Annotated in this window: 17 protein-coding genes; 7 read left to right on the forward strand and 10 right to left on the reverse strand. The window is 42.6% G+C overall.

Annotated features, from left to right (window positions below):
• The first annotated feature begins 30 nt into the window (after nt 1-30).
• Nucleotides 31-1,185: a peroxiredoxin family protein gene (locus tag C4F40_RS01655; RefSeq protein ID WP_196937634.1), complete on the forward strand. Its 1,155-nt coding sequence runs from the start codon at nt 31-33 to the stop codon at nt 1,183-1,185.
• Nucleotides 1,186-1,195: 10 nt separating this feature from the next.
• Nucleotides 1,196-2,383, forward strand: coding sequence for a TlpA family protein disulfide reductase (locus C4F40_RS01660; RefSeq protein ID WP_196937635.1), 1,188 nt, complete (start codon nt 1,196-1,198; stop codon nt 2,381-2,383).
• Nucleotides 2,384-2,631: 248 nt separating this feature from the next.
• Here C4F40_RS01660 and C4F40_RS01665 read toward each other — a convergent pair whose 3' ends face one another.
• Complete coding sequence (locus C4F40_RS01665) at nt 2,632-3,387, reverse strand: SDR family oxidoreductase (RefSeq protein WP_196937636.1); 756 nt, start codon at nt 3,385-3,387, stop codon at nt 2,632-2,634.
• Between the two features lie 88 nt (nt 3,388-3,475).
• Nucleotides 3,476-3,850 carry a helix-turn-helix domain-containing protein gene (locus tag C4F40_RS01670; RefSeq protein ID WP_196937637.1) on the reverse strand — a complete coding sequence of 125 codons (375 nt, stop codon included), beginning with the start codon at nt 3,848-3,850 and terminating at the stop codon, nt 3,476-3,478.
• 441 nt (nt 3,851-4,291) lie between these two features.
• On the opposite strand from C4F40_RS01670, the gene C4F40_RS21725 reads away from it, so the two are divergent.
• Together C4F40_RS21725 and C4F40_RS01680 are read left to right on the forward strand one after the other, a co-directional pair.
• Nucleotides 4,292-4,402: a TlpA disulfide reductase family protein gene (locus tag C4F40_RS21725; protein WP_196939232.1), complete on the forward strand. Its 111-nt coding sequence runs from the start codon at nt 4,292-4,294 to the stop codon at nt 4,400-4,402.
• Nucleotides 4,403-4,681, forward strand: coding sequence for a TlpA family protein disulfide reductase (locus C4F40_RS01680; protein WP_196937638.1), 279 nt, complete (start codon nt 4,403-4,405; stop codon nt 4,679-4,681).
• Nucleotides 4,682-5,127: 446 nt separating this feature from the next.
• On the opposite strand, the gene C4F40_RS01685 is transcribed toward C4F40_RS01680, so the two are convergent.
• The 5 genes from C4F40_RS01685 to C4F40_RS01705 all read right to left on the reverse strand — a co-directional run bounded on the left by C4F40_RS01685 (nt 5,128) and on the right by C4F40_RS01705 (nt 14,785).
• A complete protein-coding gene (locus C4F40_RS01685) occupies nt 5,128-6,519 on the reverse strand; it encodes a sulfatase-like hydrolase/transferase (protein WP_196937639.1) in 1,392 nt (463 codons plus the stop codon).
• Nucleotides 6,520-6,621: 102 nt separating this feature from the next.
• Entirely contained in the window at nt 6,622-8,064 is a 1,443-nt protein-coding gene (locus C4F40_RS01690; protein ID WP_196937640.1) for a glycoside hydrolase family 28 protein, read from the reverse strand.
• A 9-nt stretch (nt 8,065-8,073) separates the two neighbouring features.
• Complete coding sequence (locus tag C4F40_RS01695; protein ID WP_196937641.1) at nt 8,074-9,561, reverse strand: RagB/SusD family nutrient uptake outer membrane protein; 1,488 nt, start codon at nt 9,559-9,561, stop codon at nt 8,074-8,076.
• Between the two features lie 17 nt (nt 9,562-9,578).
• The gene (locus tag C4F40_RS01700; RefSeq protein ID WP_196937642.1) at nt 9,579-12,932 is read right to left on the reverse strand and encodes a SusC/RagA family TonB-linked outer membrane protein; all 3,354 of its coding nucleotides are present in this window, start codon (nt 12,930-12,932) and stop codon (nt 9,579-9,581) included.
• An 833-nt stretch (nt 12,933-13,765) separates the two neighbouring features.
• Entirely contained in the window at nt 13,766-14,785 is a 1,020-nt protein-coding gene (locus C4F40_RS01705; protein ID WP_196937643.1) for a hypothetical protein, read from the reverse strand.
• 220 nt (nt 14,786-15,005) lie between these two features.
• Between C4F40_RS01705 and C4F40_RS01710 the strand changes: the two genes are divergently transcribed.
• Nucleotides 15,006-16,637: a hypothetical protein gene (locus tag C4F40_RS01710; protein ID WP_196937644.1), complete on the forward strand. Its 1,632-nt coding sequence runs from the start codon at nt 15,006-15,008 to the stop codon at nt 16,635-16,637.
• Nucleotides 16,638-16,941: 304 nt separating this feature from the next.
• Here the strand turns inward: C4F40_RS01710 and C4F40_RS01715 are convergent, their stop codons facing one another.
• From C4F40_RS01715 to C4F40_RS01725, 3 genes are all read right to left on the reverse strand, one after another.
• A complete protein-coding gene (locus C4F40_RS01715; RefSeq protein WP_196937645.1) occupies nt 16,942-17,235 on the reverse strand; it encodes a hypothetical protein in 294 nt (97 codons plus the stop codon).
• Between the two features lie 18 nt (nt 17,236-17,253).
• Nucleotides 17,254-17,736, reverse strand: a complete 483-nt coding sequence (locus C4F40_RS01720) for a DUF6932 family protein (RefSeq protein WP_196937646.1) — start codon at nt 17,734-17,736, stop codon at nt 17,254-17,256.
• Between the two features lie 312 nt (nt 17,737-18,048).
• On the reverse strand, nt 18,049-18,330 hold the full coding sequence (locus C4F40_RS01725) for a helix-turn-helix domain-containing protein (RefSeq protein ID WP_196937647.1): 282 nt from the start codon (nt 18,328-18,330) through the stop codon (nt 18,049-18,051).
• A gap of 869 nt (nt 18,331-19,199) precedes the next feature.
• On the opposite strand from C4F40_RS01725, the gene C4F40_RS01730 reads away from it, so the two are divergent.
• Both C4F40_RS01730 and C4F40_RS01735 read left to right on the forward strand, forming a co-directional pair.
• On the forward strand, nt 19,200-22,589 hold the full coding sequence (locus C4F40_RS01730; protein ID WP_196937648.1) for a SusC/RagA family TonB-linked outer membrane protein: 3,390 nt from the start codon (nt 19,200-19,202) through the stop codon (nt 22,587-22,589).
• 4 nt (nt 22,590-22,593) lie between these two features.
• Nucleotides 22,594-23,949, forward strand: a complete 1,356-nt coding sequence (locus C4F40_RS01735; protein WP_196937649.1) for a RagB/SusD family nutrient uptake outer membrane protein — start codon at nt 22,594-22,596, stop codon at nt 23,947-23,949.
• Nucleotides 23,950-24,005 lie beyond the last annotated feature (56 nt).

The following is a 24,005-nucleotide window of genomic DNA, read 5'->3' on the forward strand; positions in this document are numbered from 1 at the left end:
AAAATAATACAAATACATAGAGAAAGAAAGATGAAGAAAATAATATTTACGATACTCGTACTGGCATGCATAAGTATTGCCCAGGGACAAGATTTTAAAATCAAAGGAAAACTTGCTGGTCAAGGCGACCACGAAATCACCCTAGATGGACTAGATGGAAAAATAACCGTCAAAGCTAAAAATGGTGTTTTTGAACTAAGTGGCAGAGCTGCAGATGAGCCATTTGTCACGCAAATAAACACTACATACGACCGAAATATCTACTTAGGTGGCGGTAAATCTGGCATGTACCAACCTGCGCCCCCATTAGAAATAGTTATTAGCAAGGGTGCTACTATTCTTATTGACGGTAAGGTAGATGATTTACATCTTGCTCAAGTTACCGGTGACATTTTTAATGAGGGTTTCACAAAATTACGTAACGCGCAAAAAGAAGACACCAAGCAAATGTCTACTCTTCAACAACAATTTACTGAAATAAGAATGATGGGGGTAAAAGAAGAGACGGAGGCACATGTCAAAAAAATGATGGCGAATAGAGTAGCTACAGAAAAAGGAAGAAAATCATTTATTCAGCAAAACCCTGATCTTTTTGCAAGTTTGTATTTTCTAAGCCGCTTCTCCAACAGCTATCCGCCCAGTGAATTAGAGGCGGCCTATAATGCTTTGTCAGCAACTTATAAAACCACCAATTATGCCAAAGGATTGGAATCAAAAATTGCGGCCAACAAAATTGTTAGCGAAGGTGGCCCAATGCCGAATTTCACAAAACCTGATACTGATGGCAAACCTGTTAGTTTATCCGACTTCAGAGGAAAATACGTTTTATTAGACTTCTGGGGAAGTTGGTGTGGGCCATGTCGTGCGGCAAATCCGCATTTAAAAGAGCTATACGGCAAATACAAATCAATGGGTTTCGAGATATTGGGTGTCGCCAGCGAAAAAGTCAAAAGTCAAAGTGTCGCAGAAAAAAACTGGAAAGAAGCCATTGAAAAAGATGGTCTTACTTGGGTCAATGTATTGAATGACGAAGAAACGATGAAACAAGATGTCATCCAGATGTACAACATTGAAGCATACCCAACACAGATCTTACTCGACAAAGATGGCAAACTTATAGCTCGATGGAGAGGTGCTGCGCAACAAGAATTAGATAAAAAACTAGAAGAAATATTCGGTAACTAAACAGAACAAAATGAAAAACATAAAATCTCACCTTTTATTATTCGTGATATTTTTGAGCTTAAGCAGTGTATACACTGCTCAAGCTCAAAAAAAAGCAACTATTACGATAGAAGGTCATGTTGCCGCACGAAATCCATCCTTTCTTGACAAATACAATTGGGTATGGCTATACAAAGGTTTCGGTTCGGAGAGACAGTTAGTAGACTCTGCGCAGGTAGATACGACAGGTGTCTTTACACTGAAACTGAAATCTGTGGAGCCCGAATTCTATAGTTTAGATATTTTAAAATGGCAATCCGCTTCATTTTATTCTGATACTGACTTACACATTGAAGCACGTGGATATGATACATCACGTGTTAAGATGAGAAATTCGGGATTTGTAAATGTAAAAAGTAATTCATCTGCCAATCGATTGATAAATGCGGCCAACTACAACAATTATTTAGCATCACTTGAGATGGAAGAATTGAATGCCGAATGGATGTCTTCCATGAGACATGCGCAGAAAGACTCTACATGGTCAAAATACATTAAGTCAGATGGGCTAATCCGGAAAAAAAGCAACTTTGAGCTACTGCGTCTCCAAAATTTGATCCAAACAAACACAGACAACCCAGGAGTAATTTATCTTTTAAGTTTATATCCTACGGATGCCGATAGTGAGTTTTTTGAAAGCCAAATTGAAAACGCACTCTTAAAATTTCCTACATCATCCGATTTGAAACACCTGAAAGCGCAATATCAAACTAAAAAAGAAATAAGGTTTTCGTTAAAGAGAGGAAGTTTAATACCAGATCTAGTCTATGCAAATGCAGAAGGAAAAATTATCGATATCAAAGACTACAGCGGGAAATATGTTTTAATAGATTTTTGGGCGAGTTGGTGTGGCCCATGTCGTAAAGCTATTCCAGCTATCAAAGAACTATATGAAACCTATAAAGACAAAGGATTTGAGGTATTAAGTGTATCCATTGATACAAATAGAGAAGCTTGGGTGAAAGCTGTGCACGAGGAAAACATGCCTTGGGCGCAAGTAATAAGTCCAGACAAAAACAAAACGTTAAAGGAATTTATGATTATTGGAATTCCTACCTTATTCTTAATAGACAAAGAAGGTAAAATCGTGGAGAAATTTACTGGTTTTTCAGAAAGCTTAAAAAAACAGGTGGTAACATCACTTGAAAGCAACATCTAATTAATAATAAGAAGGAGAGATGGTTCTCCTTCTTATTATTCCAGTCCGTGTAGTACATCTCCTTGATATGCTCGCGGATGTCACGCGAACTCATCCCAAGTCCGTACTGGAGTTGCAACTTAAACTAGGAGGATCGATCTTTTGAATGGGATATTCCGGTGCAAAAAGAGAATGGTCTACTTTAGGTTTTAAAATAAAAGGCAAACAACCAAGTCATTTGCCTTTCAAACTTAGAAAATATTTTTCAATTATCTTGTGGTATAACCACCGTTTGCAAAGATGGTCTGTCCGGTAATCCACCAGCCGTCGGTCACTAAAAACTCCACCAACGGAGCGATGTCCTTGATGTCTGTAAGGCCGCCCAGATCCGAAGCCGATTTATGATAAGCCACCGCATCATCACTTTCCTGCCCGTAGAAGAAAGGTGTATCCATTGGACCAGGAGCCACCGCGGTTACCGAAATACCACGGGAACCGAATTCCTTGGAAGCAGCCCGGGTGAAATGTTCCACGGGAGCTTTCGCACCAGCATAGGTGGAATAATATCCCGTAAATGCCGCCAGTAAAGAAGTTACAATCGTGTTGATCTTTCCGTTGTCGTTCAATTTTTTACCCGCTTCCTGAATGAAAAAATACGCCACTTTTGAATTGATGTCACTCATGCTGTCGTATTCTTCCTCGGTTGTATCCGCGAAAGGCTTTTTCAGGACCTTGCCTACCGTATTGATGGCTATGTCGATACCGCCAAACTTTTCGATTGCTGCATCAAAAAGCCGGGAGATGTTCTTCACATCCGTCAGATCAGCCTGGAACGAAGATGCTTCCCCGCCTGCGCCGGCAATAGCTGCCAATGTTTTTTCAGCATCCGCCTTTGTACTGTCGCTGTTATAGTGAATGAATACTTTCGCTCCCTTTGCAGCAAAGTCGCGGCTCAATAAACCCCCTAGGTTTTTTGCCCCGCCTGCAATCAAGACCACTTTACCATTTAAATCATTTCTTGCCATGTTATCTCCTTTTTTATATTTTACAATTGTTATTGCAAAGTTGGCAAGACCATTTCGTTATTTCGTGGTGAACTTTTCGGAACTTTCGTCATTTCTGCTGATTTCGAAATTCACCGGCAGTTTGACCAGTAAATTTTTTGAAAAACTTTCCAAAATTGGAAGGGTCGTAGGTCAATTTTCTTGCAACTTCAGCAATCGATAAATCGGTATCTGCTAAAAGCACTTTTGCTTTGTCTACAATTTTCAGATCGTAAAAATGACAGGGGTGGTTTCCTGTTTCCTTTTGCACCGTATCGGTCAGGTGTTTGTGCGACAGGAACAGTTCACTTGCGATCTGGTTGATTTCCATGAAATCAGCCACCTGTCCCGAAACGACATCTTCGATGTGCTTATCCAAGAACTGGAAATAGTTTGCGGTAATCTCTTCGCTTCTTTTCAAGATACGCTGGTTTGCTTCGTCCATTCTTTTTACCTTCCAAGGTATACGAATGTACGGATTTTTAAAGAACTACTCCCATGAACCACGTCTGGTAGGAGCTTCCGGGTGCGAAGGTTACAGGCCTGACGAACTGCATGGCATGTTTTCGACGTCAATGGCGTTTATTCTAGCCAAGTCCATGTTGCATAAGATCGGTGGGAGTTCTTTTCTGTCCAATACGTTGTATTGTCGTATAGTTAAAACCAGGATGTCTTGTCCTGAAACAGCATCTCAATATTAAATACCTTGTGTCAAGAATTGCCAATGGTATTAAGGTAATACAATCTAAGGTTTCGAATACTAAATGGTTACAAACCAGGACCAGCGAAGGGTACGATTTCCGCTTTGGGCAGATTAATCGGGTTTTACAGCTCGTGATGAAATTTTCAATACTGCTGAAGATTTTTTTGGAAGCCTTTCACAGCGCTGGATGGTCGATCTGTAGATCTTAAAGATTTACAGGGTAAAATGGTGCTCATTGACTTTTGGGCTACCTGGTGCAAGCCCTGTCTGGAGGAACTGCCACGATTGAAATAATTGTATACGCAATACCATGATAGCGGATTGGAGGTTATCGGAATCTGTCTTGACGACGCCTCTGCACGAGTGCGGACACAGCAGTTGCTAAAAAATCATGGTGTAAATTGGCCTCAACGTTTCGAGGGTGTTGGATTTAGCACTGACGCGTATAGGCTTTTGTACGTCATCAACTCGCTTCCTACAGTTTGGTTGTTGGACAAGCAGGGAATAGTAGTTGATTCGAATGCTAGGGGAGAAAAGTTGGAACCGATGATAAGAAAGTACTTAGGTCTATGATTTTTAAGCAATCTACTTATTTTCTTTCAAATCACTTTTTTGAACATATTAAAAAAACCCGCTAATCCGAAGAGGGCACTGAAAAAGTTGCCTTTAAAATGGATAACGATCTAGAGCGATTAAGTAAAACCATGTTTTACTTAATCGCATTTTATTTGCAATATATCGTCAGGAGTCTGTTTTGCTTAAGTTTTACAGACTTAGACGATCAATTGATGACCTAGAGGGCACGCCGGCAAAGAACTCTGAAATTGTTAAAATGTTTATTATTCAACACGATTGATCTGATGAATTTATCGTCGATTTTGCTGAAGTATCTCTTGACTTTGTCTGGAAGTTAGTACAGAGCTTGCTAGGAGCAAAGTAATAGATCTCCTGGTGCGCCTATTTGCGGGCTAAGACGATGTTTTTTTAAAAGGCTTAGTCCGAAGTTCTCTGCGATGTCGTTACCAGAGGTCGGATGGAACATGGGCTTCTTTCAGATATCCCGATAACTGTTCCACAATATAGGGATGTTTATCTGCTACATTATGCTGCTCGGCATCATCAGCTCTGAGATTGTACAATTCATAAGGTGCGTCTGTGTTTTGCCTGATCAATTTCCAGTCGCCCCATCGAACAGCTTGTGCTATCCCCTGACGTGGATACTGCTCCCAATACAGATAGCGTTGCCCGGGATTTAAGCTATTTGGTTTTATAATTTCGGATACTAAACTGATCCCATCGGTCTGTAATGTAGTCTTCGACTTGCTGATATCGACAATGGTAGAAAACAGATCGGGAAAGTAGGCCGGGAAATTTGAAGTAGATCCGGCATTGGTCTCGTCAGGCATTTTAATAATCAATGGAACCCGCAATCCGCCTTCATACAGCTGTGCTTTTGCGCCTCTCAGATGGCCGTTTTGTTTTAGCTGACTGAGCTTAGCCTCTCTCGAACCACCATTGTCCGAAGCGAATATAAACACCGTATTGTCACTGATCCCTGCGTCGTCTACCGCCTTCAGTACTCGGCCTATACCCTCGTCCATGTGCGTGATCAAGGCCGCATAGGCTTTATCATTTGCCGGTAAATCGATATCGGTATAAGGGTCAAGGCTCTTGACATCCAGTGGGGTATGGGGGGCGTTGTAGGTGAGCAAAAGAAAAAATGGTTTCTCCTTTTTTCGTAGAATAAATTCAACAGCTTCATCTGTCGCGATATCTGTCGCGTGGCTTCCCCGCTTATTATCAAGGTTCTCGGTTATTATATGCTCTTCCGTATTGTGGTAACGAATGGTGGGATAATGGTTGTGGCTGCGATCTTCGCGGACTAACCAACCGTGAAATTCCTGAAAACCTCTGTTGAGCGGATGGGCGGCAGTATCAAAACCATCGACATGCCATTTGTTTATCAAAGTCGTCATATAGCCATTGTTGCTCAATACATTTGCAATTGTGGAGTCCTGTGGCAACAAGTTGGGTCTTCTTACCGTTTGATCTCCTTTCAATCCTTCGACACCTCCCTGCCGAGTCATGTTGCCGCGGATACGTGCGTGTCCGGTATGGAGGCCTGTAAACAAGGTGCCGCGCGAGGGTGAACAGACACTGGCTCCGGCATAGGCGTTGGTAAATGATACACCTTGGCGAGCAAGATCGTCGATATGAGGTGTTTTGATAATTTTGTTGCCATAGGATCCGAGATCAGCATAACCTAAATCGTCTGCTATGATCACCACGATATTTGGTTTCCGACCGTCCTCTTGAGCAAATGTTTGCCCGGTAACGCAAGCACCCAAGAGCAGACCAACCATTTTTGACCATGTAATGGTCATTTGTTTTCGTATTCTTATCCGTTTCATTTTTAAGATTTATCTGCCTCTAACATTTCAAGGCTGTTTCTGTGTTGATTTTTTTATTTGTTTCGGTGCAAAGACTGACTAATAAACTTGATTCACGCTGCTTTAAAATGTAACACCTTCGGAATTGGTCACCTTTGGGTTCGTTCCATCTTGTGCTTTAATGGAAACATTATCAATAGACCAGTTTTTTGCATAATTGACACTCCCCGCCTGATCGGCATATATGACTACGTCACGCAACTGGAAATGATCCAAAGGACTACTTTCCAGCCCTTTCGCCTTTATCGCTACCCGTACATTCTTGGCCTGCAATCCGCTGATTTCAATGTTTCTAAAAGTTGGGATGCCCCGTTCTGCAGGTAGGATGGGTTCCAGCATCTTGATCCAGTGGTCTGGCAATTTACTGCGCTCGTATCCTTCTGGAAGTACAGAATAACTGTAAGAACGATGCCAGTCGGAATTGATATCTATAGCAACCCCCACACTATCGAGCAATATATTTTGCAGTTTAATGTTCTCGATGATCCCCCCTCGGTTGGTTGCGGATTTAAATCGAATACCTACCTTGGTCCCCTTTGCACGAAGGTTCCGGGCAATGATATGGCGCATTCCCCCAGACGTTTCGCTTCCAAAGGTAATGAGCCCACCGCCGCGACGTGAAAGGCAATTTTGTATCAGTACATACTCAGTAGGCCTATTGATCCGAAGCCCATCCCAATCGCGTCCGGATTTAATACAAAAATTATCATCGTTACAGTCTATGTCCGCATTTTGTACTAATATCCAGGAAGAAGAATCGATATCAATACCATCTGTGCTCGGTCCATGGCCACCTATATTGTTCTGCACGATAATACCGTCAACCGTTACATAGGAGGAGTACAAAATATGCACCGTCCAAAAGCCCGCTCTTCTAAACGTGACATCTTCTATCAATATATCCCATGAAGAGTCTACCAATAAGGTGCGAGGCCTTTTGGCATCATAGTCTACAATCCAACGGAGCTGTTTGCCCTCATAATCTTCGCGTAATGCCCTGTAAGCATCCCAGAAAGGTTTGCCCTGACCATCTATTACACCGGCTCCCGTCACTGCAGCATTTCGTTGCGCTATAATATTGATCAATGCCGAGGGCCATTTCATTTCTACGCCGGCTACACGGGTTTGTATCTCTGGATAATCTGAGAGATGCTGGCTACCGATAAGTTCTACTCCCTCACCGATATGTAACTCCACATTAGACTTTAAGTAAATGGATCCCGTAAGGTATCTTCCCTTAGCAAACACCACTTTTCCTCCCCCCTGTATGGCGCATGAATCTATGGCCCGTTGAATGGCCAACGTGTTGAGGGTCTTTCCGTCTTGAATAGCACCATAATCGTTTGCAAGGAAGGTGACATCTGGGATAGACAGCTTACGCACCCCTACATGTGATAGCCAGGTGGCATCCTGAACGGCATGACCGCTCGAAATGAAAATCAGACAGAAGCATAACCCCAACAATACGGGCTTGTATAAAAAAGATATTCTAATTTTTGATTTCATCTATTCCGACTAATAACCAAGATTCTGCTGGTACAACCCGGGTTTAGCCCCGAGTTCGTCAGCCGGCACCGGATATATCAAATGGTTTGCCGTTATTTCGTTGATCGTCTTGATGTCATCCTTGGCCAACCATGCATTCATAATCGTGACAGCTCTTCCACTACGGACCAAGTCGTTCCACCGTACTCCTTCACCCAGAAACTCCTTTCTTTTCTCCTCTAAAACGGTGTCAAAAGTCGCGCCTGAAACAGGTTGTAGACCTGCTCTGCGTCGCACTTTGTTTACGATCTCATCTACTTCAGCTTGGTTTCCCAAGTTTCCCAGTAACAGCGCCTCCGCTTTTAAGAACAAAATTTCAGTATATCGCAAAACTATAAAATTAATTGGCCAATCCGTTCGGTTTCTTCCCCGATTAGCGTAATCTATATATTTTTTAATGAAAGGGTTTGAGTAGCTTAATTGTATGTTGAATCCTTTTCTCGTGTCCAGACCATCTGTGGCGTCATAGGAAGCAAGCAAATCCCGGCTGACATTAAAGTTGCTAGAACCCTGTCCATTGCCGTATGTATTGGAGCCATAGGTAGCTGTCCAGAATGCTACAGGTGTCAGAAGACTCGGAAAAGCCGCACCATTAATTCCGGAAGCGAATTGGATATCGAAAATAACCTCTTCATTATTTTCGTTGTTGTATGAAAAAATTGATCCGTAATCGTCAATGAAAGAAAAAGGACCGTCCAATACCTCGTTTAAGAGCGCCAACGCCTTATCGTACTCATTGGATGCCAGACCAGGGCCTTCAATACCGTATGTAGGACCAGATCGTGTCAGATAGACTGCTGCCAACATACCTTTTGCGGCATATTGTGTGGCTCGCCCAATGTCACCTGCCGCATAAGCTTCTGGCAGATTAGCTGCTGCGAATTCTAGATCTGGAATAATCAAACCTTCATAGATCTCTGCAACTGGACTCCGAGGAATGGTACTCACTTCCGGTACCGTAAGCACCTTGTCAACATAAGGGACCTTTCCGAAGGTCCGAACAAGCTGAAAATATAAAAAAGCCCTTAAAAAGCGTACTTCAGCTTCATAACGAACCCTGAGGGCTTCGTTATGAATGAGGTTTCCTTTCGTGAGTAGTGCCTCCAACACAGCATTTGCATTGAAGATTCCATTGAAATCATTGCGCCAAGCTGTATTGACGTATCCGGTAGTGGAAATGGAAACATCAAAGTCGTTGATGCCCTGCCAATCGCGGTTGCCGTCATGCAATGCATTGATATTATCGCTTCGCATCTCGCCCATCCAATATACCAGCGCAGGATAGTTCTTAAGAGCACTGTATACGCCATTTACAGCCTGCGTAAAGTCATTGGCATTATTGAAGGAACTTTCCGTGGTCGTGGTTGATATAGGTAATTGATTCAATTGATCGTCGCACGAAATGATCCCCGTCCCGACAGTCGCGCAGAAAATAATATAGAATATCTGTTTTTTCATTTTTGCAAAATTTTAAGTTAAAAGGATAGGTTGATACCAAATGAGGCCGTTTTATTTAATGGCATAGCGCCATAGTCTCCCGGGATCGGATAGCTACCGTCTCCGCTCACATTGGTGTTTTGAGATTCGGGGTTGGCACCACCTCGGTATTTGTCCCATCCAAACCAGTTCTGTAGCGATACATAGATGCGCGCATTGTTGAATAGACTCTTGTTCCATCTGTTCCCCAGGTTAAAACCTATTGTAATATCCTGAATACGGATAAAATTTGTTGAATACACCCAATCTGATGTGGCATTGGGAACGGTATATCGGGCTCCAAGCTTGCCTCTTGGAGCCTCATAATTCTGGTTTTCTGCTGTCCATCTATCTCGCCATATACCCAGTATGTTGGAGGTGGTACTGCCTGAAAAATCTGCAGCTCTTCCAAAATAAGATAAGATATGTCCGCCCTGCTGCCCATAAACATGAACACTTAAATCCCAGTTTTTGTACTTAAAATTATTGGTGATGCCCCAGGTATAATCCGGATTGGGATGACCATAGACCACTCTGTCATCTGCGTTGATGATACCATTGCCATCGGTGTCTTGATATTTAGTGTCGCCTACTTCCTGACGGGCAATCTTCGCTACCGATGCGTTGTCGATATCCTGCTGCGTTAAGATTCCTTGCGTCTTGGTGACATAATAGCTAAACATAGGAAGGCCTGGCTCTAGGATATAAGGGGCATTGCTTCCGCTATATGCAGAGGGAATATAGATCGGACTTCCATCTTGGTTTAAAGACCGTACTTCATTTTTATTGAAAGCGATGTTGGCCTTCGTAGACCATTCGAAATCAGATCGTCTGATGTTGACGGATTGAACAGCTATTTCTAAGCCGCTGTTTCTTACACTGCCTATATTCTGTAGGCTGGAGCTAAAGCCGCTTGCGCCTAACACCGGAAGATTAAGTAAAAGATCTTTTGTCGTTTTTGTATAAGCGTCTATCACAAGACTAAGACGGTTTTTAAACAGGTAAGCATCAATACCTAGATTATAGGTATCCGACGTTTCCCACTTGAGATTCGGGTTTGCAATACCAGCGGCGACTAGTCCGGGAGCAGAGACCGGAGCATTTCCGCCGAAATTGTAAGAGGTGGATGCCAAGGTAGATACAAAATTATAGTTTCCGATATTGTCGTTGCCAGATTTACCCCAACTAAGACGTAGCTTTAGTTCATCAATAGCGTTGAATTCCTTAAGGAAATTCTCGTTAGAAATCCGCCAGCCTACCGAGACGGATGGAAATGTACCCCATCTGTAATTTGAGCCGAATTTTGATGAGGCATCTCGTCTAATGGTACCCGACACCAAGTATTTATCAGCATAATCGTATTGTAACCGGGAATAGTATGAAAACAGGGTATTCGTGTTCTCGCTTGTCGAGCCGTTGACGGTGATGCCGGCACTATTGGCTATTGCATTATTAAGGGTATTGACAACATCGTTTGCAAAACCACCTGCAGAACTCAGTCCAAAATTATCGACATGCCGCCAGTTGTACGAAAGTCCGGCAACAGCGGACACGACATGTACATCACGAAATGTGCCGCTATAATTGATGGTATTTTCGTTCACGAAATTTTGCTTACGGAAGCCATTGTATGATCCCGAAGCGTTCAGGCCTGGAGCTACATCCCGAGAAGCCCAACCTATAGACGGCGAATAAAACTTATACTGTTCATTGAAATCGTCGTAATTGATCGAAGAACGAAGATAAGCGCCAGGAAATAATGCATACTCTGCATATGTCGTACCTAGCAGGCGCGTATTTTTTGCTAATGCAATTGTATTGGTTAGCTCAGCGTATGGGCTCACCAAACGATCACTAGACCATTTGTATGTTGGAAATTCGCCTACTCCTGTATTTAATCCGGCATCTGCTTCTACGACTGGAGATATCCCCGCAATTTTCATAATAGGAGTATCCTTTCCTTCAAGAGTCGGCGTATTCCGCTCGGAATATGACGGAGAAAGGTTTACGCCGAATTTCAATCTTCCGCGAGACTTCGTTTCCACATTGGCCCGGAGTCCGTAATTTGTATAGTCTGTATTAACAAGTGTACTCTGCTGATTGAGATAATTTCCTGAGATATAATATTTGGTGTGTTCACTTGCTCCATTTGCGGATAGGCTATAGTTTTGGAAAAGTGCATCTCGATAAATAGCGTCTTGCCAGTCGATATATTGCAGACCGGGGTGCCCCGGTTGGGACCAGCGCTCATCGGGCATTAAAGCAGCATCATACGCGCCTGCACCTAAGCCTAAAATTGCTCGGCGCTGGTCGTTGTTTTGGTCTGCAGACCTTCCTGTGCCAGATCGTACCCAATTGATGTCCGCCATTTCGCCCGCAACGGCTATCCATTCCTCAGCATCGAGTAGGTCTAGCTTTCGGGAGATCTGACTGACACCTGTATTCACATTCAAATTAAGACTGGGGATACCCGCTTTTCCTCTTTTAGTCGTCACGATAACTACACCATTGGCGGCACGCGAACCGTATATCGCGCCTGCAGCAGCATCTTTGAGCACTTGGATACTTTCGATGTCGGAAGGGTTTAAATTATTCAACGGATGGGTGCTGTAACTTCCGTTTCCACTTTGTCCAACGACATCCAATGGAAATCCATCTATAACGTACAGCGGATCATTTCCGGCGTTGATCGACCCTGAGCCTCTGATCAAAATACTTAATCCTTGCCCGGGAATAGCGGTTTGTTGCCTTACCTGCACGCCGGGCAATTGCCCAATGAGGGCCTGTTCGACGCGGTGGAGTGGTTTTTCTTCTATATGTTGGGTATTGAGTGAAGATACCGCTCCTATAATGTCTTTACGACGCTGGGAGCCATAACCTACTACGACAACCTCCTCTAGGCCGCTGTCGCTTGCTGATAGGCTCACATCGATCAACGGTTGGTCGCCCACAACGATTTCCCGTGTACTGTACCCGAGGAATGAAAATTCAATGCTTGTTCTTTTGGGCACTTCAAGTTTATAACGGCCGTTTCCATCCGTCGTAGTTCCTTTAGAACTTCCTTTGATACGCACCGTAACGCCCCTAAGTGCAATGCCTTTGCTATCTGTCACACGGCCGGTAATTACATTCAATTGCACTGGGATATTTCCAGTGGATGGGAATGTAATGTCTTTATCCAAGAGCTGATGGCGATAGCCCGTCCTTAGATCAATTTTTGTGTCTTCCGAATAGACCGCTGCTGAAGCCTGGAATAAGCAAATATTCAGCATAAACGTCAATTTCACGGCTAAAAAGTAATGATTGCTGAGAAAAGCAGGGCGGATCATAGCTTTCCTTCGTTTTTTTTCCATATTTTTGATTAGATTAAAATGTAACATCGGAAACTCCAGTCTCGCTTCGACCTGATGCTGTGGCTTCCGTATAATAAAAAAACTTTTTAATCAGGGGACGTTAGCCGACGTCCCTTTTTTACTCCATCTTCGGCTTTTCATGCTGTAGTGAAATTCTAATCTTTCATTTGCTCTTTACTTCGTTCCAATGCTTTCGCAATAGTTGAGAAAGAGACTTCATGGAAAGAAAGCTTGGGTGCCTCTATGAAGTTTCTTCCAGTCTGTGTCTGTGTTAGAAGTGCCACATCACTTGATAAAGTATTTTTGGATTCTGCCAAAGCTAATTCCCGGATAAAAAGTTCATGTCAGCAAATATACATATACTCTACAGAAATGGTAGACTAAAATGAAAAAAATGTTATCATCATTATTTCAAGCTATTTTCCCTCAAAAAAAGCGTTATGGGCAATATAGATATTGAAACTTATTTGCTGGGGACAGTCTGCTCTCATCTCGATGCTTTATACCTTCTCCATGCCAGAAATAATAATTCAGTTACCTGATAAAAAAGTTTAGGTGCCTAAACTGGAAATGTATTTTTGTCCATTACCTTTTAAGCTTGAAGCGTTACGCAATAAATATCATGCTTTGTATGAGCAATATCGCGAGCCGAGTGCTGATGAAGGGAAGGTGATTTGATATCGTGGCTTACGATACGTTAACTTTCTTGTGGTCGAGTTTTTCTTCCCGTAGTCGGTGTTTTTTAATAAGTCAGTGGTTCGGATTATTCTCATGCCTCTTATCATCAATATTACATCATTGTTTTACAAACTTAGACAAGTTATGGGCCAAAACTATGAACTGATGCGTTCTATCTTTTTCTTAAGCTTAGCGATCAACGTTGGATCGATACGATAATATCCGTTCGGTTTGCCAGGGTATCGGTAGGAAGCTATCTTTTTCTTTACCCCTTCGTGATTAACAGCCTTAAAAATCTTCATCAATGGCGGAGCTATCACGATGTAACGTTGCTCAAGATCGATCATCATAATTTGATCAAACCGTATATATAACGCTTTATTAATATGTAAGTACATTCCTTCATGAAGCGTGTCGATTGTGTCATCTTCATCAAATAGAAATGGCGTAGTAAAACCTTCATTGAACACCACGTAATCGAACCCTTCGCCATAGACAAAAGCATAAAAATCTATTTCAACGGTTGGGGCATTCGGGTCGACAGGTTTAGGGTTAGCGAATGTACTGGCGAGCTTTTGTGCCTCATCAAGAAGTGTGTCGGTACTATGGTCTGAAAGTTCTACCGGCTTGGCCGCTTGTGGAGTAGAACTTTGCGCCGGTAAGAAATCCATGGCGATCAGCGTGAAATGTTTTCTAAACCCTTTATAAATAAATAATAGTGCATAGCCTATTAGTGCAGCCACGATAAAATAGTTAAGATCTGCTTGAATGGTCAGTCGTTCTATATCAGGGTCGATACGTATAAAAGGGTGTTCATTCCGATCACTTAAGTCTGTAAGGTCCATATTCGCGAATTGCGCAAAAGCATATGTAAGAAATAAGATGATCAGTGTATATGGAGCAAATGCCCAAAATGCTAAAGCTTGTTTACGGGGAGGTCTCTTTAGATAGATGGGGTACATTGTAAAGTAGGTTGCTGTACATGCTATAATGGAGAATATCAGCCCGGCCATCAACGCATAGCTGATACGGTCTCTCAAAAATTTATCATGAAGTTCTCCCGATAAAGACTGTATAACAGGGATAAAGGCAGAAAAAATAGCTATAGCAATACAGACATACATTAGAATAAAATAAATGCAATAATTTTTCCAGCTAAGTTTTTTATGATTCATATCTTCGGTAATTTGTAGTTATTATATTAACTAAATGTACGGCTTTTCTGTCAAGAATGCAAAATTACGATAGAGTACAAGCGGGCACTAGATCATATCGCCTGCTTTTAACTAAATGAATGAATAATTTGATTTACATCTTTTGATTTTGTATCTTGCTGAAAGATATCTATTTATAAATATATAGCTGTCTCGCGCAGCTATCTTTAAATCAGTTAGTATGCTGCATCTATTTAAAAATATGTTTGGTACAAAGCCCCAGTATGTACCCGTTGTTGCGAATCCGCTGCCCGTATTACCTCGTAGCCAAACGCTCGACCTACGTTTAGATCATTATCTTTATGCGCACCGGCAGTTTCCGACACACATCAAAAAACAATTGGGCAACACAGGTTTTCTTGTTACCGCGCTGGGGACGCAGGGCTTCTTGCCATTTAACCGGATGCCATGGCAATATCCGGTCGAAGGCTGCTGGACTGTTGTAGCACCGCAGTTAATAGGCAAACGTATTTTCTGTACGTTGAGCATGCGATATGAAGAAGAGAAAAATCCTTACCGTCCTCGCTTTATGGCCGATGCAAATGTGCATGGGTTTCCGAGGATTAAACTAGTTCGTGGAGAGCAGTACCAAGCTATCCTACTGCGACGGAGCCGTGCGCATGTCCTACTTGAATTGGGAGGTCATTTCGACTGGCAATATGGATCAATAGTCGCTGTTCAGCATCGTTCCGCGTTTGAAGATCCCTATACTTTCGAGCATTGTAAGAAGGGTCACTCGCTTTTGGTGACCTACCGCAAGTATTTCAAAAATAACATATCAATGTGTGGTGACATTGATATCCCCACGCCCTGGTATGATTGTACCAAGCACGAAGGGATAGGAGAGGTGCTTGATTTCGAAGTCTCTAAACATCCGGATGGAGGTCGCCCCAGACTACTAGTGGATGGCTACATGGCGACAATCCGAGTGCATAAAGAACAATTTGGTGAAAACAAGGAGATAATGATTCAGGCGCTAAAGAAACTAGAAAGCGGAAGCACGTTGCGTGCAGAGATCGTAAAATATCGACCAGATCTGCAAAAGATAAGCGTACGCTTGACCGACGAACAGGCCCAAGAACTATTGGAAAAGGAGCAACGGGATCTCTCCTTGGTATGTAGAGCTCTTGAAGATGTTGCCCATAGCCCTGACATGACGCGTTATACGATATTCAAATCAGGAGGCGAAGTCAATATTTTGGAAAAAGAGGTGAGAGCCGTCGGTCTGCTACCCGTAATCGAACCAGGGATAAACCTCCGTTTCGGCCCCTATACGCCAACGTTTCACATTTGGACCTACAAAACCACAGCCGAAGAGATCGCATTGGATTTTTTGAGATATCAACCTACTGATACATTGCATACCATAATAGGCAATCTAGAAGTTAAAAATACGCGGCAGATTGAATGGACATATACCCTTTTGCGACAACAGGGATTCATGGATATCTTGGCCGAAAAAGTAGCAGAGCATTTTCCGGATATAACGGTTAGTGAAGGCGACGGATACAGGGTAGTTAAGAACAAACGTATAAACATCTTATTTACGCAGGGGCTTACGCTCAATTTTAAAACGGTAAGGTGGTGGGAACTGCCGAATTATGCTACGCAACGTTTTATCCTCGTTAAGATACCTGAGGTATCAGCCCGCAGAGTGCAAATCTTTATAGATCACCACAAGGTGACGGTCGGAGATGGGGTGTACTTTATAGATCCGATAGTAGATGCCTGTTGGTCGGTATTGCAAGGTGTTATTGGGGCGGATGCGCTAGCTAATGATGGCGAAAGAGGAGTAGGTTTTATTCCCATTTAAAAGACTTTATCATAATCTTTCCGCCCATGGTTTCTTTCGCATTAATTTTAAATGCTGCTATAAAAGTAGCATATATCTGCACTACTCTTTTCCTAGAAAGAGTTCGGTTGTCCATTTCGGTAGAATCAAACTTTTCTCGGTGCGGGATAGTGGGACGCATCAAATCCAAGACGACCTCTATATCATTTAGGCACGGGACAAAGTCCACGCGCCAGCGATTTGCTTATACCAGCGCTAACGGAGGGGACTTTTTTTGTTATTTCAATTGTAGATTTTACGAGTCTGACGCCACTAGCAAGATTAGTTATATAGCAGCCATTAACTCTTTTAAACTATTGTCTTTTATTACCTCATTGTCGATTTTGCTGGGATAAAATTTGGAAAGAAGCATTTGTATTAAAGAGAAACTCTGTTCTGATCGTACCTTTGGAGCAGCGAGAGCATCAATAAGTTGTGCCATTAATTTAACTTTTTTCGCTTCATATTGGGAAACCATAAAGTCATTATCTTGTGCATTTTTGTGCAGAAGTATAATTGCATCAATTTTCTTGATCTCATCGACAAGATCCATCAAACCATACATCTCTACATTTTTCATAACACCTCCATTTTAGTCTTACAGCGTAATTTCGATAAAGCCTTTTGGAACTTTGATCCCGTTACGGTTACGTTTGTTTTTATCAAATTTATCCATCCAATACATCTCGTCACCTATATAAAGTGGATAGTTTTTATGATCGCGTGGATAGACCTTTATAATATAGGCATCCAATCCAAATTTACTCAAAGAATTCGGATATTTAAAATCAAGCAAAGATTGTTCCTTTTTATCTAAAATCCTGTAGTTTATAAATGTAACTAGATCTAAATCGTTGGGGCTCTTTTTCTTGGTTGTGTATGATCCGTTTATCCAACAAATAATTTTACCACCATCTAATATGTCTTTTAATCCAGAGGAATATTTCAAGAAGGCTTCATATAGTGAAATCCTCTGAGGCGTAGCCATATTTTCAACAAAAACCTCATGGAATAACGCTAATGTACACTTAATATTACTGTTGGGTACTAGGTTTCCTTTTGAGTCAAAATTAAGTGCCATATTAATTAATTTGTTTTAACGATTTATTCAGCTTCCCCTCAACTTTTTTACCTTATCAGCCAAATCACTTACTACTTTGATCAAATCCCAAATAGGCTGCGTTTTAAGTTCGTTATTCCTTCAATTTTTTCAAAGCGGTCTCGTATTGGCATTCGGTATTCAGCTTGATTTTTGAAAATCTTTTCTTTACCAAGGTTCCTAAGGGCAAAGCTCAAACTCAACCTTTGTTAGTTCAGCGATTTTTACGGCTTCATCTTCTTCTCCTATAACGTAATCAGTTTGACTAGACACCATGCCAGTGGTATCTGCAAGTTACTTTTTTGCTTCAGCGTCTTTTTCTTCCAGATAGGCGTCAAATTCCATATAAAAGTCAACCACTTTTATATCTTCAAACTTACAGAGCTTAAAGATTGTAGAAGTTGGTACATCGTAGCCTTCACCCTTTTTTAACCTAGTAAAAGTTCCTCTCGAAATTTCGCTCTTATCTGCGTACTCATTTCTACTAACTTCTTCTCCGTTAATTTTATGTGGTGAACAAAATTTCTTTTTTAAAAATTGCACTAAGTTTTTCTGATAGGAGTCTAGTTCGTTCATATTAATTTATTGATTATCGTGGGTTTATATTATTTGAAAATAAAAAGGACGAGATGTCGTCCTTTTGAATCTTTATTACTATATTTGCATTAGTTATTTATAAACGCGACAATTAATGAAGGTTTTATACTTTCAAAAACGATGTCACTCATAATCGAAAACCGCTAATTTTCCATATGAGTTGAACGTGGTGTCGCCTTAATATTGGATTCAAATTATATTTATATATTTGAGCCAATAAGGCGCTCCATGTCAGTCTCTGTGGAACCTTGATTTATCAAGGAGGTCCTAGCGGTACCACGGTCAGAGCATTGGAGTGTCTTATTGGTTTACAATACCAATTTTTGCTTCTTCAAGCTTTTCGAGTCTCATCGTTCACATAAACTTTAAAAATTATGATTGAACGATTAAAAACTACCCAGCAGAACCATTCAGCCCCGATCCAGGATCGTAGTCACTGGTTTTCCCTTTCATTACACGTAAAGAACATTATTACTCCACCGGAATAAAGTTGATAATTAATTAGGCAGAAAAAGGGGCGATGGAGCTTAGCTCTATCTTATAATAGTGTCACCTTTTGTTCTGCTACCGGCCTATCATACACCTTGCAACAGGTAGTACGATAGATTGATATCAACTTTTATTTTCGCACTTTAAAGGTAATGATAACTTTCTATTGGTACAAACCATTTGGCATGGTTTATTGTCGTAGTACAATAAAATGTTAGGTCGGTCTTTTATTTTTATTCTGGAGAAGGCGTAAATCAATACCGATTAACCTTGTATGAAAGAGCTTCAAACGCATTCCGGATAAGTCACTGATTTGTTGATTTGTAAAGACTTAGGTCTTTACACTAACCATTAAAAGAATGCGAAAATTACGCAAAGGGGAAAGCTATGGGCTATTGCGAGCTATAGAAATTGCCCTAAATACAATAAAAAGATCGCCACTTCGCTACGCTCGTCGCGATGACGGAGATAAAAGTGGAGTAGAGGAAAGTAAGCGGTGCGTACCACCGATAGTATACCACACAAAGCTGGTGACTTTATTAATTTCTTTCATATGTGTGTTGTTTAGTGATGCCCAGGCGCAGTCGGGTCGTACACTCGGAGGGGAAGTACGCTCGGCTGCCGACGGGCAACCTATTGAGGGTGTATCCATTGAAGTGGGGAAGAAGTACACGCTAAGCGATAAAGAGGGAAAGTTCACTATCACCGTCGCCGAGCAAAAGGGTACATTAAAGATCAATCATATTGGGTTTGTTGGGCAAAGCCTTGCTTACGATGAAACGACAACATCGCTAGATATCACGCTGCAGCCTATTGAAAACCAGATCGAAGAGGTCGACGTGGTCAGCACGGGATATCAGCGCATCCCCAAAGAACGGGCTACAGGGAGTTTTGAGTTTGTGGATTCGGCCTTGTTCAACAGGAAGGTATCCACCGACTTTGTGAGTAGGTTAGAAGATGTGGTGCCGAGTATATCAAGCAATAAGACCTATGCGCCAAATAGAGGAAGATATTTGGGGATCAATATCAGAGGTGTTAGTACCATGCGCTCCGAATTTCAGCCCTTGGTCGTTATTGATGGCGTGCCGTACCCAAATAATTTTGATGAATTTACGGGCAATTTTAACAATATCAATCCCAATGATGTAGAGAGTGTCACGGTTCTTAAGGATGCCGCTGCCTCCTCAATCTGGGGCGCACAATCGGGCAATGGCGTTATTATTGTCACAACGAAACGCGGGAAATACAACCAACCGTTTCAGTTGTCCGTGAATAGCAATGTCACGGTGGGCCAAAAGCCCGATCTCTACTACTATCCACAGATGAACACGTCGGATTACATAGATCTGGAAAAGCAGATATTTGATGCAGGGTATTGGAACAGTCGAATGAACCGGTACAGCGTGAACCTGACCCCTGTTGTTCAGTTACTAAAGAAGCATCGTGAACACGATATTACGGAAGAAGAATTAAACCTCGAATTAGATGCGTTAAGGGGGATTGACATGCGTGAAGATTTTATGAAATATATCTATCGCGAATCGGTGAACCAACAGTACAGTGTGCAGATGCGCGGAGGTGGTGAAAAGATCAATACCGCTTTTTCAATTGGGTATGACAACAACCTGGATAACTTGGTTACCTCGTCCTATAGTCGTTTCACTGCAAAGAACAATACCCAGCTTAGACCCATCAAAAATCTGACGTTGGATATCGGTGTTACCTATACCGAATCCAAACGTAGGGAATCCGAACAGCCGATGGGATATAACTTGATGGGTAGAGGTGAAGGGAATTTTCCGTACATGCAGATGGCCGATGAGCAGGGGAATCCGCTGGTTGTCGATGCAATTTCACGCAATCCGATTTTTCGCGATACCGTAGCAGGAGGGAGGTTGCTAGACTGGAAGTACCGGCCCATAGCTGAACTTTATGAAACACATAATCTGGTTCGTATCCGAGAAACATTTCTAAATCTCGGTGCAAACTATCAAATATTGCCGTCGCTAAAGATTTCTGGTTTGTATGCCCATCAACGTGCAGCGCAGCCCATGGAGCTTTGGCGTGGAATGGGATCCGTACACCAGCGCGAATTTATCAACTTTCGATCGTCTTGGGACAAAGACAATGTGTACTGGGGTATTCCCGTCGGAGAATACCTAAATACGCTTCACAGAAACAATGTATCCAAACAGGGCCGCATACAAATCGACTTCAATGAGCGCTGGGGTGCCCACGAATTAAGTGCTATCGCCGGGGGAGAGATTCGACAAATAGATAGCGATATGATATCGAGTATCTTTTGGGGCTACGATAGCGAAACGATGTCTTTTCAATCCGTGCAGGTAGGCAGCCAGGTCCCCGCGCTGAATGGTATTGCAGGTAACATCCTTCTTATGGATTTTTCGCAGAATGGCGCCTATACAAATCGGTACAGATCGACTTTTGCAAATGCATCATATAGCTATTCAGCGCGGTACACACTTAGCGGAAGCGTGCGTAAAGATGCTTCTAACCTTTTTGGGGTGAATGCAAATGACCGCGGACAGCCCTTCTGGTCTATAGGTGCCGCATGGACGCTCTCCAATGAAAACTTTATAAATAGCGACTGGTTTCCGTTACTAAAACTCCGGGCCACATACGGATACAATGGAAATGTGAATAACAGTACAGCAGCATATCCCATTATAAACGTTTCGTCATCGGCGGATTATATTACCGGACAAAATTATGCTACGATCCAATCGCCTCCAAATCCTTCGCTCCGTTGGGAACGGGTTGGTATGTTTAATCTGGGCTTAGATTTTGCGATCAGGAACAATCGCCTCTCGGGAGCAATCGAATATTATATCAAAAGATCGAAAGATCTTATTGCGCCGACCCAGATTGATCCTACCACGGGCTTTACCAGTTTGAATATTAACAGTGCTGATCTAGATGGCCGCGGCGTGGACCTCACCCTAAATTCGCTCAACGTCAGTACGCGATCTTTTGTCTGGTCGTCCAATCTTGTCTTTGCTTACAACAGGACCGAGGTTGCGAGGTCTTTTGTAAGTAACGATCGTGCCCGAAATTATGTGACCGGGCCGCATAGTATGACATTGACACCCATCGAAGGGATGAATCTCTATAGTGCACTGGGCTATAGATGGGCAGGTCTAGATCCGGCGGATGGAACACCACGCGGATATCTGGATGGGGAGGTATCAAAAGATTATGCCGCACTGGTCAACCAGTCGACGATCGGAGAGTTGGAAAATATGGGCACGACAAAGCCGCTGTATTTCGGGTCGCTCCGTAATAACTTCCGTTTTAAAGCAGTGGAACTATCCTTTAACATAGCCTATAATCTAGGCCACAAATTCCGTAGGTACTCGTTCGACAACCGCTATTTTATCGATCAGGGTGTAGGCCATGCCGATTATGCTAACCGCTGGCAAAAGCCGGGTGATGAGCAATGGACAGATGTACCGGCTTTCACGTATCCCAACAATCTGTATGCAAGCGATCTATATTATTACTCGTCGGCCCTGATCGAAGATGCCAGCTGGATTAAACTAAGGGATATCCAACTAAGCTATACGATTCCGGCAATGAATAATATTCCCCTAAAAAATGCGCGGATATATGCCTACGCTCAGCACATCGGTACGCTCTGGCTTGCAAATGCGCATCGCATTGATCCCGAGTTTGGAAAGATTGTTCCAGATCCACTTACCTTATCACTAGGTTTAAATTTTAATCTTTAATACCATGAGGAATTATCTATTATATGTATTACCAGCCCTATTATGCACAGGCTGTTCCGGTTTTTTGGATATCAAACCTGATCAAAAAATGGCCATACCCAATACATTGGAGCATGCTGATCTCCTGCTAAATGATTATACCAGTATGAATACCGGATACCCCGCATTAGGTGAGATCTCTGCTGATGATTATTTTCTCCGCAGTAATAACTGGCAGTCTATATCTGATATGGACGAGCGGCAGGCGTACATTTGGCAAGATGAGGATATCGTGAATACGGTGCAATGGCAAAATCCCTATCAAACGATATATAGGTCCAATCAGGTATTGGAAGTGTTGGGGGAGTTGGACCGGAATGTCGAAACAGCTAAGTACGATAAAATATTTGGAGGAGCACATTTTTATCGGGCTTTTGCCCTACATCAGGTCGCCCGTGTGTTTGCACCGGCCTATGATCCAAATAGTGCAAACCAAGAACTAGGAATCCCCCTGCGTTTAAGCCCCGATCTGGATATTAAATCAATACGCGCTACATTACAGCAGACCTTCGAGCAGATTACAAATGATTATAAGCAGGCCGTAATGAGCTTGCCCATTACGGAGACTTTGCTGGGCAGACCTTCCAAAGCTTCGGCATATGCCGGCCTAGCAAGGATGTACCTGGACATGGCGGATTATGAGCAGGCTTATCGATACGCAGACTCATGTCTGGGGATTTATAGTGCCCTTCAGGATTTTAACGACGTTAATTTAGGTAGCGCCATGCCAATCACCCGGTTTAATAAAGAAGTACTCTTTTCCGCGGCCAGCTCATTGGCCGGCCCCTTAGCACAGACCTTTGCACGAATCGATACCAATCTTTACAAATCCTATTATGACGATGATCTGCGCAAGCAGGCATTTTTTCAGCATAACACTAACGATGTAGGTACATATGCATTTAAAGGTACCTACAGTGGTTCGCACGTAGGCGTCTTCGTTGGCCTGACTACGAGCGAACTCTATTTGATAAGGTCTGAGGCTGCGGTGCGTACGAATCGACCGGATCAAGCGCTCTCGGATGTCAATCATTTATTAATGCACCGTTGGAACGAGGATGTACCGTATCCGGATATTACGGAGCAACAGCCCGATCGATTGCTGGAGATTATTTTGGACGAGCGCCGCAAGGAACTGATTTTCCGTGGGCAGCGGTGGGCAGATCTCAAACGATTAAATCAAGACCCGCGGTTTGCAAAAACTTTGATGCGGAATATCGACGGGCAGGAATATCGTCTTGAACCAAACTCCCCGAAATATGCGATCAAAATACCGTTGATCGTGATCGAGGAGACAGGGATGGAGCAGAATAAAAGGTAGCGTTTGGAGATCCGTCATGTCGAACTCGACGATAAGAGAGGAGATATCTATGGACT

Origin of the sequence: Sphingobacterium pedocola (assembly GCF_015209965.1) — a bacterium.
In the GTDB taxonomy this organism is placed as follows: domain Bacteria; phylum Bacteroidota; class Bacteroidia; order Sphingobacteriales; family Sphingobacteriaceae; genus Sphingobacterium; species Sphingobacterium pedocola.